At 34.2% G+C, this 15,354-nt stretch carries 13 protein-coding genes and 1 tRNA gene; 8 read left to right on the plus strand and 6 right to left on the minus strand.

Going from position 1 to position 15,354, the window contains the following annotated elements; all coding sequences use genetic code 11:
* Positions 1–41 precede the first annotated feature (41 nt).
* Together C245_RS0122125 and C245_RS0122130 are read right to left on the minus strand one after the other, a co-directional pair.
* Complete coding sequence (locus C245_RS0122125) at positions 42–1,346, minus strand: M20/M25/M40 family metallo-hydrolase (RefSeq protein ID WP_017498798.1); 1,305 nt, start codon at positions 1,344–1,346, stop codon at positions 42–44.
* Between the two features lie 171 nt (positions 1,347–1,517).
* A complete protein-coding gene (locus C245_RS0122130; RefSeq protein WP_017498799.1) occupies positions 1,518–2,018 on the minus strand; it encodes a GNAT family N-acetyltransferase in 501 nt (166 codons plus the stop codon).
* A 299-nt stretch (positions 2,019–2,317) separates the two neighbouring features.
* On the opposite strand from C245_RS0122130, the gene C245_RS0122135 reads away from it, so the two are divergent.
* The 4 genes from C245_RS0122135 to C245_RS0122150 all read left to right on the plus strand — a co-directional run bounded on the left by C245_RS0122135 (position 2,318) and on the right by C245_RS0122150 (position 5,316).
* Entirely contained in the window at positions 2,318–2,773 is a 456-nt protein-coding gene (locus C245_RS0122135) for a hypothetical protein (protein WP_157495928.1), read from the plus strand.
* Positions 2,774–3,304: 531 nt separating this feature from the next.
* The gene (locus C245_RS0122140; RefSeq protein ID WP_026110225.1) at positions 3,305–3,841 is read left to right on the plus strand and encodes a hypothetical protein; all 537 of its coding nucleotides are present in this window, start codon (positions 3,305–3,307) and stop codon (positions 3,839–3,841) included.
* 8 nt (positions 3,842–3,849) lie between these two features.
* Positions 3,850–4,482 (plus strand): Imm26 family immunity protein, encoded by a 633-nt coding sequence (locus C245_RS0122145; protein ID WP_304412210.1) that lies wholly within the window; start codon positions 3,850–3,852, stop codon positions 4,480–4,482.
* A gap of 150 nt (positions 4,483–4,632) precedes the next feature.
* A complete protein-coding gene (locus C245_RS0122150) occupies positions 4,633–5,316 on the plus strand; it encodes a hypothetical protein (protein WP_017498801.1) in 684 nt (227 codons plus the stop codon).
* A gap of 118 nt (positions 5,317–5,434) precedes the next feature.
* On the opposite strand, the gene C245_RS0122155 is transcribed toward C245_RS0122150, so the two are convergent.
* On the minus strand, positions 5,435–5,647 hold the full coding sequence (locus tag C245_RS0122155) for a helix-turn-helix domain-containing protein (protein WP_017498802.1): 213 nt from the start codon (positions 5,645–5,647) through the stop codon (positions 5,435–5,437).
* Positions 5,648–5,745: 98 nt separating this feature from the next.
* On the opposite strand from C245_RS0122155, the gene C245_RS0122160 reads away from it, so the two are divergent.
* A complete protein-coding gene (locus C245_RS0122160) occupies positions 5,746–6,069 on the plus strand; it encodes a hypothetical protein (protein ID WP_026110227.1) in 324 nt (107 codons plus the stop codon).
* A 99-nt stretch (positions 6,070–6,168) separates the two neighbouring features.
* On the opposite strand, the gene C245_RS0122165 is transcribed toward C245_RS0122160, so the two are convergent.
* Positions 6,169–6,241 (minus strand) — tRNA-Met (locus tag C245_RS0122165).
* Between the two features lie 149 nt (positions 6,242–6,390).
* Between C245_RS0122165 and era the strand changes: the two genes are divergently transcribed.
* The 3 genes from era (at position 6,391) to C245_RS0122180 (ending at position 11,741) form a co-directional block, all read left to right on the plus strand.
* On the plus strand, positions 6,391–7,272 hold the full coding sequence (era, locus tag C245_RS0122170) for a GTPase Era (protein WP_017498804.1): 882 nt from the start codon (positions 6,391–6,393) through the stop codon (positions 7,270–7,272).
* 263 nt (positions 7,273–7,535) lie between these two features.
* Positions 7,536–8,843: a ribosome biogenesis GTPase Der gene (gene der, locus C245_RS0122175; protein WP_017498805.1), complete on the plus strand. Its 1,308-nt coding sequence runs from the start codon at positions 7,536–7,538 to the stop codon at positions 8,841–8,843.
* A gap of 147 nt (positions 8,844–8,990) precedes the next feature.
* Positions 8,991–11,741, plus strand: a complete 2,751-nt coding sequence (locus tag C245_RS0122180) for an outer membrane beta-barrel protein (protein ID WP_017498806.1) — start codon at positions 8,991–8,993, stop codon at positions 11,739–11,741.
* A gap of 154 nt (positions 11,742–11,895) precedes the next feature.
* Here C245_RS0122180 and C245_RS0122185 read toward each other — a convergent pair whose 3' ends face one another.
* Both C245_RS0122185 and C245_RS0122190 read right to left on the minus strand, forming a co-directional pair.
* Entirely contained in the window at positions 11,896–14,442 is a 2,547-nt protein-coding gene (locus C245_RS0122185) for a TonB-dependent receptor (RefSeq protein WP_017498807.1), read from the minus strand.
* A gap of 250 nt (positions 14,443–14,692) precedes the next feature.
* Complete coding sequence (locus tag C245_RS0122190) at positions 14,693–15,106, minus strand: Rrf2 family transcriptional regulator (protein WP_017498808.1); 414 nt, start codon at positions 15,104–15,106, stop codon at positions 14,693–14,695.
* Positions 15,107–15,354 lie beyond the last annotated feature (248 nt).

The raw sequence follows: 15,354 nt of genomic DNA on the forward strand, positions 1-15,354 counted from the left end.
TTTTTATTAGTTCGCCTCCGAAGCCCCGAACCTGTGTAATGTTATTTTAATTGCGTAGTATTGACTCTTGTTGGCGTATCTTTTCCGCTAATAATCGAAGAGGAACTTAGTGCAATTGATTTTATGATTTGAGTCATGTTATCAATATCTAACGTTTCAAATTCATCATCGGCTGTGTGATATGTAGGCTCGTTATCCATTTTTGAAGTAGAAATGGTATGAGCAGGAACTCCAAGTCTGGCTAAAGTAGCGTTGTCTGAGCGGTAAAATAATTGTTGGTCCGGATAAGGGTCTGCATAAAAGTTAAAGCTTGTTCCGGTTAAATTAGTTTGTAAAATCTGCCCCATGTTCGACTTTTCGAAGCCTGTAATGTAAGCAGAGTTTTTACCCCATTTAGATTCTGTTCCTATCATTTCAATATTGAACATCGCAATCACTTGTTCCGGTGCAAGCTGTTTAGAAAAATATTTGGCTCCATAACCACCTAATTCTTCCGCTGTAAATGTGGTAAAAATAATAGTACGCTCGTTGTTGTTTTGTTTTTTAAAATATTTCGCAAGCATAATTACTGCTGTTGTTCCGGCGGCATCATCATTAGCTCCATTATAAATAGAGTCTGTTGCAGGATGTGGGGCACCTTCTTCAGGAGAGCCTACTCCTATGTGATCATAATGCCCTGAAAAAATCACATATTCATTGGGTTTCGTTTTTCCGGGTAATATTCCAACAATATTATTCAATGCTTTTTTGGAGATTGTATTCGTTTGTTCAACAGAAAAAGTAGTTGCGTCTGTGGTACCAAAAACAAACAGAATAGTATTGTTTCCCGGATTAGCAGTTATTCGATCAATATGTTGAATATTTGGTAAAATCTTATCAAATGAAGAGTCAACTAAGACCAAAAGATTTTTTGGACTTTTATAATATTCATTAAATTTCTCGCCAAAGTTGTCTCCTTTATTGATTTTTACAACAGAAACATCGCTTTTCTCCGTTAAAGAAACCTGAGGAAGGTAGGAGAAGGTTACAACTTGATTGTTATTTATTTCTTTACCATCAATAGTAATTTTGGAAGAAACTGCTTTCGAGGCAGTCATCGAAAATTCTTGTCTGTAATTCGCTGCTGCATTGAAGGTTTGCAGACCAATTTTTTTAAACTCTGATTCTATAAAAGCGGATGCTTTTTCTATACCGGGAGTAAAAGTTCTTCTACCCTGCATATCATCAGCCGAAAGTATTTTCTCTATGCGACTTACTTCTTTGTTCGTAATAATTTTATCTATCGATTGTCCCTGTACATTAAAACATTGACTTAGAACAAACATACTTACAATAATTTTTCTCATATTTTAGTTTTATAAATAAGGTTTTAGTTAATCCAAAAGTATGTTATTTATTTCCAAAATTTAACGCTGGTAAAAGTTTTTAATTTTAAAAAAAAACTGACAACATTACCCGTTATGCGAAGTGTTCATCTGCAACGCTGTGCGAATGTCTCTGACTTCGCGCCGGCAAGATTATAATCGTCCTATCTTAAAATAAGCCAGCTCTTCTTCATTTCTTATAAGGTTGTTTAATCGTTCGAATCCGGCTTTTTGCAGTACATTTTGTGATCCGGTGTTATGGAGATCTGTTACGGCTACAACTTCTGTTGTATTTGTATTTGCAAAGCTATATTGTGTTATTGCTTTGCATACTTCTGTAGCAATACCTTTTCCCCAATATTCTCGACTGAGTACATATCCAATTTCTATTTGGTTTATGTTGTGTATAAAAACACGAGCAACACACATTCCTATGAAATTATTATTTGTAGTATCAAATATTGCCCATCGACTAAGATTTTTCTTTTCATAATTTTCAAGCAATTCAGTAAACATTTCTGCATATCTTTCTGGTGAAGTATCAGGAAGGTATTGTGTAACTTGATTGTCTTTAAAAAGATTTAAAAATGTTTGTTGCTCTTGAGATAAAAATTCACGAATAATAATTCTTGGGCTTTGATAAAGAGTAGACATTGGTTATAGTAAGAGAATTAATTTAGAAGTTGTTTGCTAAAAGTATTAGCAGACTTGTTTTGTACATACAGTCAAATTTACAGAAAATAAAGAGAGAAAACTTCTCGATTTTTAAAATGTTTTGAATGTTAAATCATTTGACGAATAGAATCGATATTGAATTTGAGACAAAATCAGAGATTTTATGGTGTTTTTGTTTTTTGTACTAGATTTGTTTTTAGAGGAGGCACAGAGTCGGAGATATTGGTATAACATTCATAAGAGTACCTCGGAGAGCGAGGTGAAATAGTATAAAAACGATGAAAAATATAATAGTTTTATTGATGACTCTTTTTTTAGGAGCTTGCTCATCTGAGGAAAGTTATATTTACTATAGCTATAAGAAAACTACAATAACCAGGGTGGATAGAGGGAACAGGATTTCTTTTTATTATGGTAAATATAAAAAAGATGAACCTTTGCCACAATCATACATTGAGGAGACCTATTCGGGTTTTGATGGGGGTATGGATGCTTTTTTAATTGTTAAAGATGATGGGAAGGTGGAGATAGTGCCTGTAGGAGGGCTTTTTAAAACGATAAATTCAAAAGACAATTTATTCTTAAATGAGTTTAAAAGTAATATAGACTATATTAATTGGGAAAAGAGTGTTAAAGGAAATTATTTAAATGTTTGTAGAGTGTCAAATGTATTAAAGGTTGAAATTCGGCTGAATAGAGAAAATAATTCAAAAGTGAAAGCTGTCTATCCTTAGCCCTCTGTTGCGATAAGATTTCGACTCCCGCTCTCCGAAAAGTTCCTTATGAGAAGCTGTGCGAATGTCTCTGACTTCGCACCCGCAAAGTGATTAAGTTTTCTTGTAGAAGATGTAATTTAGAAATAACTATTAATATAAATAGAATTCAGAAAAGTTGGGAGACTTATACAGGTTTAAGGTTTATGAGAACTAAAGGTTAAAAACGCAAAGTCAGGAGACTTTGCGAAGCGGGGGCTTTGTGTTAGTAGCGGGAAGCATTCAAATATCTAACCAGATTATCCAGGATTATTACAATATTTTAGCATGCACATCTTAATTTTTTCTCTTTTTTTGTTTGTATAGCCAATCACACAAGTGCCAAAAAGCATCAATCAAATTAAAAGTCCTTTTGATGGTTTGTAGTGAAAAAATTATATATTTGAAAATAAGTAATGTGTGAAATTTATCACACATATCTACTAAATGTGGATGAGTTTGTGTGGGTTTGTTATACATATATAAGTTACCACTAATTTTAAGGAAAAACTGATGAAATTTGAATTAAACAATCACCAAAGGAAATATTTAGGTCTTGAAATTGTTCCTGATAATTGGGAAAAAGTAGAAATCACTAAAGAAATATTCGTCTATTTTGATGGCAATATAATCCGAAAAAAAATTAGTGTGGGTGATTATTCCTATCAAGAAATCAAATTAGAAGAAGAAACTGTAAATCGAACAATATTATTACCTAAAACGAGCAGAGGAAAAGAGAAAAAATTAAACTTTTCTTCTCTAGAAGCTAGAAACGGAATTGGTATGTATTTTACTTTCAACATTGCAGGAATTATTATAGGAAATCATTCAACAGAGAAAACATATTATTCTACAAGTTTTGAAAATATTAGATTTAAGAGTATTAAGGATTTGCCTCTTTGGTTAGACAATTATATATCAAATACAACCGAAAGTGATTTAAATGATTTACAAAAAATAGCAACCGAAGAAAGAAAACGAATAAATTTAAAAGAAGGTGATTTTTTATTTACAAAGTTGATAGGAGAAACTTCGGATTTGGTCGTTTAATTTGTGATATTAGAAAAATAAGAAAAAATCCAAATTTTAAAACAAATAAAAATTATGGCTTCTCGAACTTGATGACACAACCTTTAGTTATTAAAATATATCATATCATTCAGAATTCGAAAGAAATAGATTTAACTTGTTTGAAATTTTTGAAAAGTTTACCATCACAATATATTATGGACAATTTACTATATTATGGTGATTTTGAAATAATCGGAAACTTACCATTAGAAGATTGGGAAATAGATTTTCCAATTTCATATGCGAGAAGTATTTCTTATGGTGATTTTGATACTGTTTATTTACAGTATGGTAAAATATACAAAGAAACTAAAAGAGATAAATTTTATAAATACATTGAAATACCAAACCCAGATCCTAAAGGAGATTGGGATAAATGCTTAAAATTCAATCCATATAGAAATGAATCAATTCAATTTGGATTAGATTTTAATAAGTCAAGTTTACTACAAGCAATATCAGAAAATTCTAATCAATCATATTGGAATGAAGAATTTTATGGTCGTGATACTGATTTAAGAAATCCAATAAATAGGGAAATTAAAAAAGAAATATTTGATTTTTTTGAACTTGATTCAAATAAATTGTATTCAGAAAATCTACAAAAAAACGAGTGGTAACGGCTACAACGGATTTGTGCAATAGGCTTAAAGGGAAATGGTTTTGCATTTGGATGATTTTACAAATCCGAAGAACGGGCATAACTTAGTCCAAACTGCTTGTAGCGCGAGAACGTTAGTTGTAATTTTAGAAAATAAAAAGCAGAAAATATGGAGAATGATAAGATTAAGTACAAAGGTTTTTTTGAAAGGTCTTGGACAGATCCTGTTTGGAGTAAAGTAATATCAGTTGGAATAATTACTTTTATAACTTTAATATATACCTTTTTTAAAACAGTTTTATCGAATATTTCTTTTACTGATGCTTTTATTAATATTCTTAATTTCGAAATAAAGGTATATGTTTATTTAATAATTTTTAGTTGTTCAATTCTAATCTACTATGTAATATTTAGAATAAGAAAGTACAAAAACAAAAAAATAATTGGATTTGATATTGAACAAAAAGTTGGAAATTTTACTTTTAGAGAAATGTATAACGCATTATTAACTCATAAAGTAGCAACCCCTGTAAATTTAATGGGACCAGAAGTTCCGAATGAAATTGACTTATTAGCAATATTTTCATTGTATATTAGAATATTCAATCAAGGTGTAGAATGGGAACACGACCATAACACATATTATCTTCTTGGCCCACTTTTAATGTCATACGGTATTGTTGAAAAAGTTCCAACTACAAATAAATTAGACACAATAGGTTCAGAAATGATTCAAACTTCAAAAATTGGTTTTGAATTTTATGCTATGTTAGAAAAATGGAGAGTATACAATGAAGAAACAATTGATGAAGATTTAGATAAAATTAAACCAGGCGAAAACACGAAAGATTAAAAAGCTACAGCTAATAGCTACCCCTCGCTCTCCGAAGTATTCCTTTTGAAAAGCTGCGCAAATGTCTCTGACTTTGTGCAATTTTTTTATGATATTGTAAACAAAATGTTATCTGCTTTTAAAATTTAAATAATTCAATATAATCAATTTGTAATGCGTCACATACTTTTTCTAGAGTAGAAAGTGTCGCATTAGAATTTCCGTTTTCCAGTCTGGACATATTACTTTTCTCAAAATTGCATTTTGAGGCTAATTCCTGTTGAGAAATATTTTTCTCAATTCTAATTTCCTGAATTCGTTTTCCGACTTTTTGTTGTAAAGAATGTTTCAAAGTAAATTATCTTTTATGATAATTCAAATTTTGTTATATATTTGCGTAAACAGGTTATCATATATGATAACTTCGGAAACTTAACAAAAAAATGTACGATGAAAACAAATGAAAATAAAGATTTAGAGTATATCAAAAGATTAGCAGATGGTTATTTAAATACATTAAAACCAACGAATGACAAAACAGGGTATTATACTGCTGAAATCAAAGTGCTGAATTACTCTGAATTGGGTTGTGTTATTGCAAACATGCTTAAATTATGCGTTTTAGCGCTGAATCAGGATGAGTGTAAAATTTCAGAAACGGTTAAACCATCGGCTATAGATGTGGGTATTGTTTTAGAAGTGGCTTTGCAACTTTTTCCTAATGATGAATTTGATTTGTTAAGCGAAATCAATGAAGTTCTTATTTCTAAATAAGATTAAAAGTGCAAATGTGTAGTAAAAGTTGTGGAATGAAAAAGTTAGAAAGTGTGTAAAACAAAAAAAGCTTCAGATTTCTCTGAAGCTTCGTCTTAGTAGCGGGAACAGGACTCGAACCTGTGACCTTCGGGTTATGAGCCCGACGAGCTGCCTACTGCTCTATCCCGCGATGTTTCGGGTGCAAAGATACGCTGTTTTTTGAGAAATCCAACGAAAACATTAAAAAATGTTTTATTTTCTGTATTGAGTTGATATGACTACCTTTGCACCCGAGACCCTTGGGTCAAATGGTCCTCAGTACAATTAAATCATACACAAATGTCACATAAAGCAGGTTTTGTAAACATCATCGGGAATCCAAACGTTGGAAAATCAACATTGATGAACGCCTTTGTTGGAGAAAGATTATCGATCATTACTTCAAAAGCACAAACAACACGTCATAGAATCTTAGGAATTGTAAATGGTGAAGATTTTCAGTTGGTACTTTCAGATACGCCCGGAATTATAAAACCGGCTTATGAAATGCAGGAGTCGATGATGAACTTTGTAAAATCGGCTTTTGAAGATGCAGATATTTTGATTTATATGGTCGAAATAGGAGAGCAGGACTTAAAAGACGAAGCTTTCTTTAATAAAATCATCTATGCTAAAATTCCGGTTTTGTTATTGTTGAATAAAATCGACAATTCCAATCAGGAACAATTAGAAGAGCAGGTTGCTTTTTGGAAAGAGAAAGTGCCAAATGCTGAAATTTTCCCAATCTCGGCTTTACAGAATTTTAATGTACCGGAAGTTTTTAGCCGAATCATCGAATTGTTACCGGAATCACCTGCTTATTATCCGAAAGATCAATTGACAGACAAACCGGAACGTTTTTTCGTGAACGAGACTATTCGTGAGAAAATCTTATTGAACTATAGCAAAGAGATTCCGTATGCGGTTGAAATTGTAACAGAAGAATTTTTTGAAGATGAAAAAATTATCCGTATCCGTTCGGTAATTATGGTAGAGCGAGATACACAAAAAGGAATCATTATCGGACATAAAGGAGCCGCTTTGAAAAAAGTGGGAATGGATGCCAGAATAGATTTAGAGAAATTCTTCGGAAAACAAATTCATATAGAACTTTACGTGAAAGTGAATAAAAACTGGAGAAGCAATGCCAATATGTTAAAACGATTCGGGTATAACCAGTAAACGTTTAATCGGTTAATTGTTTAATCGTTGATTTGTTTCTGGTTTCAAGTTTCAAGTTCTGATATAGAACCTGAAACTTGAAACCTGAAACAAAGAGTATAAAAAGAACAAAAAACTTAGGTACTTAGAAACTTAGCCTCTCAGCAACTTTTTTTAACTACCTTTGCAAAAAATTAAAATAAAGCATTTTGGATTTATAAGGGATAGAATTTTAGGAAACTAAAAATCTAGAATCTAAAGTCCAAAATCTAAAATTCAAAAAAATGAATAACATTGTTGCGATAGTAGGAAGACCTAATGTGGGGAAATCAACCCTGTTTAATAGGCTGATACAAAGAAGAGAAGCTATTGTAGATTCAGTATCTGGGGTTACCCGTGATAGAAACTATGGTAAAAGCGAGTGGAACGGAAAAGAGTTTTCTGTAATTGATACGGGTGGATACGTTCGCGGATCTGATGACGTATTTGAAGGTGAAATCCGTAAACAAGTAGAATTGGCAATCGACGAAGCCGATGTTATTATTTTTGTTGTGGATGTCGAGGAAGGAATTACACCAATGGATGAAACAGTGGCTAAATTGTTGCGTAAAGTAACAAAACCAGTTTTATTGGCGGTAAACAAAGTAGACAACGCCATGCGTGAGAAAGACGCGATTGAGTTTTATAACCTTGGTTTAGGAGATTATTTCACCTTCGCCAGTATTTCAGGAAGTGGAACTGGAGATTTGTTAGATGCTTTAATTGACGCATTTCCGGAGAAACCGGAAGTTGAGGTTAAAGAAGATTTGCCTCGTTTTGCAGTTGTAGGACGTCCGAATGCCGGTAAATCTAGTTTTATCAATGCTTTGATTGGGCAGGATCGTTATATCGTAACCGATATTGCAGGAACTACCCGTGATGCAATTGATACAAAATTTGACCGTTTTGGTTTTGAATTTAATTTAGTTGATACTGCGGGAATCCGTCGTAAAGCTAAAGTAAAGGAAGATTTAGAATTTTATTCTGTAATGCGTTCGGTTCGTGCCATTGAGCATGCAGATATCTGTATATTGGTTATCGACGCAACCCGTGGATTTGAAGGGCAGGATCAGAGTATTTTCTGGCTGGCTGAGAAAAACCGTAAAGGAGTTGTAATCTTGGTAAACAAGTGGGATTTGGTAGAAAAAGATACCATGTCGACTCGTGATTACGAAGAGAAAATCAAAAAAGAGTTAATGCCTTTTACTGATGTGCCAATCTTATTCGTTTCGGCTTTAACCAAACAACGTTTGTTGAAAGCATTAGAAGCTACAGTTCAGGTTTTTGAAAACAGAAAACAAAGAATTGCCACTTCAAAATTCAACGAATACATGTTGAAAGTAATTGAAGCTTATCCACCACCGGCAACAAAAGGGAAGTATGTGAAAATTAAATATTGTATGCAGTTGCCAACGCAAACGCCTCAGTTTGTGTTTTTTGCCAACATGCCGCAATACGTTAAAGAACCTTACAAACGTTATCTGGAAAATAAAATTAGAGAAAATTGGGATTTCGCAGGAGTGCCAATCGATATTTATATCAGAGAAAAATAAAAGTAAAAGCCCTCATAACGAGGGCTTTTTTTTTGCCTTGTTGTTAATTCAAACTATTTTTGCAATCATACTATTTGACCGAATGTTTCGTTCATAATAAACCTTTTAGCTCTTATGGAGTCTTACTGTCTCAAACGAACCATTTTCATGACCAAATATTTATATTTCCTGATTACTTTCCTTTTTTGTTATGCGGCGAGTGCCCAAAATGATATTGTTATTAAAGGAACCGTAGTAGATATCAATACGCAATTGCCGCTTGAACTGGCAACGGTTTATTTTACCACGGTTAAAGATTCTACCGTAATCGAATATGCAACAACCGATAAAAATGGAGCTTTTAGCATTACCACTAAAAAGTATGATAAACCTGTTTTCCTGAAGGTTAATTATATGGGATATCAGCCTTATTTTGAAGAAGAAAAGAGCATTCAGGAGAGTAAGGATTTTGGGAAGTTGTATTTGCTTGAAAATGTAAACGCCTTAAAAAATGTCGTGATAAAAAGCGAAGCACCACCCATTACCATTAAAAAAGACACTTTAGAATTTAATGCGGCTTCCTATAAAGTCCGTCCGGATTCCAATGTTGAAACTTTATTGAAACAATTACCAGGTTTTGATGTGGGAACTGACGGAAAAGTGACCGTAAACGGAAGAGAGGTTAATCAGGTCTTAGTTAACGGTAAAACTTTTTTTGGTAAAGATGGCGCGATTGCCTTAAAAAATCTGCCCGCGGAAATAATCAAAAAGGTTCAGGTGTCTGATTTTAAAACGAAGAAAGAAGAGCTCTCCAAGCAGGAATCGACTTCAGATTTTTCAAGCATCAACATTACGATAGACGAAAAGAAAAACAAAGGGTACTTTGGGAAAATATTGGGAGGTTATGGTTCCGACGATCGATATGAAAGCAGTCTGATCCTGAATTTTTTCAATAACAAACAAAAAATTAGTCTTTTGGCTTCTTCCAACAATATTAACTCCACAAGTTTTGCAATGGACGAGGTTTTTGATACGATGGGAGGCGGGCGAAACAGTAAGGGAAACACTAGTTCAGGTAGTGGTAAAGGAATCACACAGTCGAATTTAATTGGACTTAATTACTCCGATGACTGGTCGAAAAGCTGGTCGGGAATGGGAAGTTATAATTTCTCGAATTCGGTTAATACTAATGACAGCAAGTCGGATCAGGTGAGTTTTTTGCCCACCGGAAATATTGCCACTTCGGCCGATTCTAAAACCAGAAATGAAAATACCGGAAACAATGCGAATTTTGAACTGGAATATAAAATTGATCCCACAACCCGATTGGTCATAATACCAAAGGTCAATCAGTCCCGTTCGAATAATAACTCGTCTTCATCAAGTTTTTCGGAAGATGAAAATGGGAATTCCTTAAATGAAAGCAGTGCTAAATCCTACTCGGAAAGTACCAATACGAGTTTGGGGAATACCATCAATTTTAATAAAGCTTTCAAGAAGGATTATCGTAATTTTAATCTTTCTTTTGACAGTAATAACACCAGTACAGATAGTGAGGCTCAAAATCTTTCACAAACTATTTTTTATCAGGACAACAAACCTAATGACGATAGAAATCAAAAAAGCCTAAACAACAACAAAAGTGATGTTTATTCGCTTGAACTTGAGTATACCGAACCGGTGACAGATTCACTAAGGTTAAGATTCGGTTCAAATTTTGACTGGAATAAGGAGGTCAAAGATGCAAAAACATACGATTTTGACAATGCGACACAATCGTATTCGGATTTGAATGAGTCTTTAACCAATTACACCACTTCAAAGCAAAATTCCTTTAGTCCGAAAGTTGGATTAACCTGGCAAAAGCGAAAATTTACGGTTAATTTAAACAGTAGAACTGCCATTGTAGCGTTCGACAATCATTCTTTATACCTGAACAATGCTACCGATTTGAACAAACGATACGCTTTGCCTTATGGCGATTTTCAGGTTCGATACAAATTTAGCCGTTCGAAAAATTTGTCATTCAAATACGATTATTCCAATGCGCTTCCTACGGCCGTTCAATTGATGCCGGTTTTAAATTTAACGAATCCGTTGAATACGATCACCGGAAATCCTGATTTGAATCCTATTGAGAAAAACAGTGCTAATATTAGTTTTAGAAACTATGATTTCCGCACGCGTTCCGGTTACAGTTTGTTTGTAAGGGGAGATTATTATAACAACGATGTGGTTTCGACTTCAATTTATGATGATAGTGGAAAGAGAACAACTACTTATGTCAATATTTCAGGAACTTATACGACTTCGATTGGTGGAAACTGGAATCAGTCGGTAAAAAGAGATGCTCACCTTTTTAGATATGGTTTGGGATTAAATGGAAGTTATTCTTTTGATAAAGGATTTACCAATGCTGTATTGTACAATGCAAAATCAACAGCAATTACTCCAAAGCTTAATTTTACCTATGAATACGGTGAACTGTTAATCATTTCTCCATCTTATAGTTTGTCTTATAACGAAACCAGGTACGAGAATTCTTCAAGAGATGCCAGTTCAAATGTGGTGCACAGAATCAATTTGCAGACCACAAGTTATTGGCCGGAAAATCTGATTTTTGGAAATGATTTTGGCTACACTTATAATTCAAGCATTTCGGGTAATTTCAAAAAAGATTTTTATCTGTGGAATACTAGTTTGTCTTACGGTTTCTTTGATAAAAAAGTATATGCTAAAGTAAAAGTTTACGATGTTCTAAACCAGAATCAAAGCGCAACGACGTCGATTTCGGCAACATCAATCCGTGATGAAGAAAACACTGTTTTAAAGCGTTATATTATGTTCTCAGTAAGTTATAAAATAGGAAATTTTGCTGCTGAAAAAGGGAAAAAGAAGAGGCAAAGAGAGGAATTTTAATTCTCTGCAGGAATGAGACAATAGTGGTTTTTATTCGAAAGACAGCTAGGATATTAGATTTTTGTAATTTAGATTTTGAAATTTTAGAAATAAAAAAACGAGATAAGTTTGGAAAACCTATCTCGTTTTATCGTATTTAAAATTAACTAAATGCTTATAATGAATATTTTAAAGTAATACCATAAGTTCTTTGATCACCAAGTACAGCGGCATATTGTCCTGCATTTCCACCGGCAGGCAGTAATTGCTCATAGTAATCTTTGTTTAATAAGTTACGACCCCAGAAATGAACAGATAATCCTTCTGATGCGCGGAATCCTAAACGAGCGTTAAAAATAGCATATCCCGGAACCACTAAGTATTTTGAAGCAGAAGGACTTGATGAAAATTCAGAACGTGCATAAGAATCAACAGCTAAGAAGATTTTTCCTTTATTTCCGAAGAATTTTGCATGGTCAGAAAGCTCACCTCCTAAAGATCCTGCCCATTTTGAAGCACCTGGTAATTCTGTTCCTGAAACATCTTTAAAAGCTACTGGAGCTCCTGTTTCTTCTAATGGAAGTGGTGCATTGGTAAATTTAACATATTTTGCATCTGTATAAGTCGCGGCTGCATTCACAGTCAGGTGCTGGCTAAAAACAAAACTGGCATCAAGTTCAGCACCTCTTACACGTACTTTATCAGCATTGGCAAGATAACCACGGTTTACACCAAGTTCGGCAGCCTGAACATTGGTTTGAAAATCTTTAATTTCCGTATTAAAGAAAGTCAGATTAAAGATGGAATTTTTGAAAGGAGAAGTTTTTACTCCAACTTCATAATGATTTACTTTTTCAGGTTTGATTACCGCAAGATCTAATAATGGCAGTCCTTTAGAATCTGTTGGAAGTCCTGCAACATTTACACCCACCGGTTTGTAACTTTTAGCGTAAGTAGCATAAGCATTGATTTTGTCAGATGCTTTATAAGATACCGTTATGTTTCCTGAGAAATCGGTATTGTCAGTATTCGAAGCAAAAGACTGATCTGAGTAAACCGATTTTTTAAGCGCCAGTAATGCCGGATCAGTTGTTTGAAGACCACCGTAAGTAGTACGGCTGTATTGAGCATCTTTTTTGTCGAAGTTATATCTTATACCCGGTAATACATGTAAACGCTCGGTAATTGCCCAGTCAACCTGACCAAAAACAGCAGCACTGGAAGCTCTGATTCTGGCATCCGTTTTAATTCCGTATCCTTCAAAAAGTCCCGGAGTTTTCCATAACGGACTGGTACTGCTTTGAGAGAATCTCCATTGTGCATTACCGGATTCTTCTGTTCCGTCTGTTTGCGAAGTTTGATCAATAAAGAAGGCACCAACAACACCGCTAAGTTTAGAGGTTAGCTGACCTGCGTAACGTACTTCTTGTGTAAATTGAGTCTGTCTGGTTGGGTTTTGGGACTTAGCCAAAACTTGTAATCCTGTAAAGTCTCTGTCATTTGATGGATCCCAGTTCCAAAAACGCCATGCAGTAGTGGAAGTAAGTGTTCCTGTTCCAATTTTAGTATCAATGTTAAGAGAAATACCTCCCATGTCCTGTCCTGAACGCCATGGTGTATCGTGATCGATTTTTCGGTCAAAAGCATTTTGGCTTGGTAGCTGATAGTTTAAATCTTTAATGATAGCATTAAATTGTCTGTAAGCAGCTCTTTGCGTAGGTGCGACACCAGCCACAACCTGCGCGTATCCATCCGGACGTTGCGTTGTGATATCGGCTGCCAGAATAATATTCGTATTTTCTGACGGAGTAAAAAGCAATTGCCCTCTAATTCCCTGATTGTTTAAAGTGTTCGTAGGTCTTCCCGTAGCCACATTATCGATCAAACCATCACGTTGTGTACCTGAAAAGGAGATACGACCCGCTACTTTTTTACCCAATGCTCCTGTAACGGATGCTTTCGCCTGAAGAAAAGCATAATTTCCGTAACTCACTTCAAAATCAGCACCAGTAGTGAAACTTGGTTTGCGAGTGGTAATATTAAAAGCACCAGAGGTAGTATTTTTACCAAACAAAGATCCTTGTGGTCCGCGTAATACTTCAATTTGTTCTACGTCAATAAAATCTAGAGTAGTGGCTGCCGGACGGGCATAATAAACCCCATCTACATAAAAACCAACACCCGGATCGATACCGTCGTTAGTAAGTCCGAAAGGAGAACCAAGGCTACGAATGTTGATTCCTGTATTTCTTGGATTTGAAGAGTATAATTGTACAGAAGGAACGAGTTCTTTAATTCGGTTCACATTAAAAGCTCCGGTTTGTTCAGCCTGTTTACCGGTAATTACCGATACGGCGATTGGCACATCCTGAACTTTTTCGATTCTTCGTCGCGAAGAAACCACTACTTCAATAAGTTCGTTTTCTTCTTTAATAGTTATTTGTAGCGGAGCAATAGGTAAATCGGTAAGTTCGATCTCAGTAGTTTTATAGCCTACATATTGAACTAATAAGGTTAGCGGAAGTTTTCCTCTGCTGTCGATGCTAAATTTTCCGTTTTGATCGGAAGTAGTATTTGAGGTTGTCCCTTTTATAACAATGTTTGCCGCTTCTAAAGGGATGTTTTCACTTGTTTTAACAACACCTTCAATGTTTTGTGCAAATGCTATAGAGAAGGTTAAAAAAGATAAGATTGTAAGTATATTTTTTGTCGAATTTTTCATTTTTACATTAAGTATATGTGATTAGTAGAATTTAAAATAAATTTTTTTACCAACACATACACATTGTAGAAGAATAGTTTTTCACAGTTGTGAATGGAATAATATAATTTCTTTGCAAAAGATTTTTCGATACATCGATTGGTTGTGAATGTACTCTCATAGTTAAAACTTTAGTAAATGATTTGTTAATTATTTTTTGCAAATATATATATAAATTCTATCGATTTACTAGGAATTAAAAAATATTTTTTTATTTCTTGATGAGAGAGGCTATTGTGATGCCTTGCATGGCTTTAAGAGTCTCGTCCCGAATGATCATTAAACCATGTCTTAGGCTGCATTCTTCCTCGGTTTTACAATCAGAACATGGTTCGTAAAAGTTTAATGAAGCACAAGGCAATAAGGCAATTGCACCGTCAAATAAACGGTGAATTTCTGCCAGAGTGATGTCATTTTTGGAGCGTATCAGATAATATCCGCCAAATTTTCCCTGCTTACTGCTTACCAAACGTCCTCGTTTCAGGTCTAATAAAATCTGCTCCAGGAACTTTTTAGGAATATTGGCTCCATCAGCGATTTCAATAGTTCTTGAAATGTGATTTTCGTCTTGTTCTGCTAAATAAAGTAAGGCCTTAAGGGCATATTTTGCTTTATGTGATAACATCTTTTTTTTAATTATGAATTATAAATTGTGAGTTGTAATTTTTGGGTTTTGAGTAGTTAAACTTAAATTTTATTTTAAAATTTAAGTTTAAGGGGAAACCTGAAACCTGAAACCTGAAACCTGAAACCTGAAACCTGAAACCTGAAACCTGAAACCTGAAACCTGAAACCTGAAACCTGAAACCTGAAACCTGAAACCTGAAACCTGAAACCTGAAACCTGAAACCTGAAACCTGAAACCTGAAACCT

Origin of the sequence: Flavobacterium sp. WG21 (genome assembly GCF_000335775.1) — a bacterium.
Lineage (GTDB): Bacteria > Bacteroidota > Bacteroidia > Flavobacteriales > Flavobacteriaceae > Flavobacterium > Flavobacterium tructae.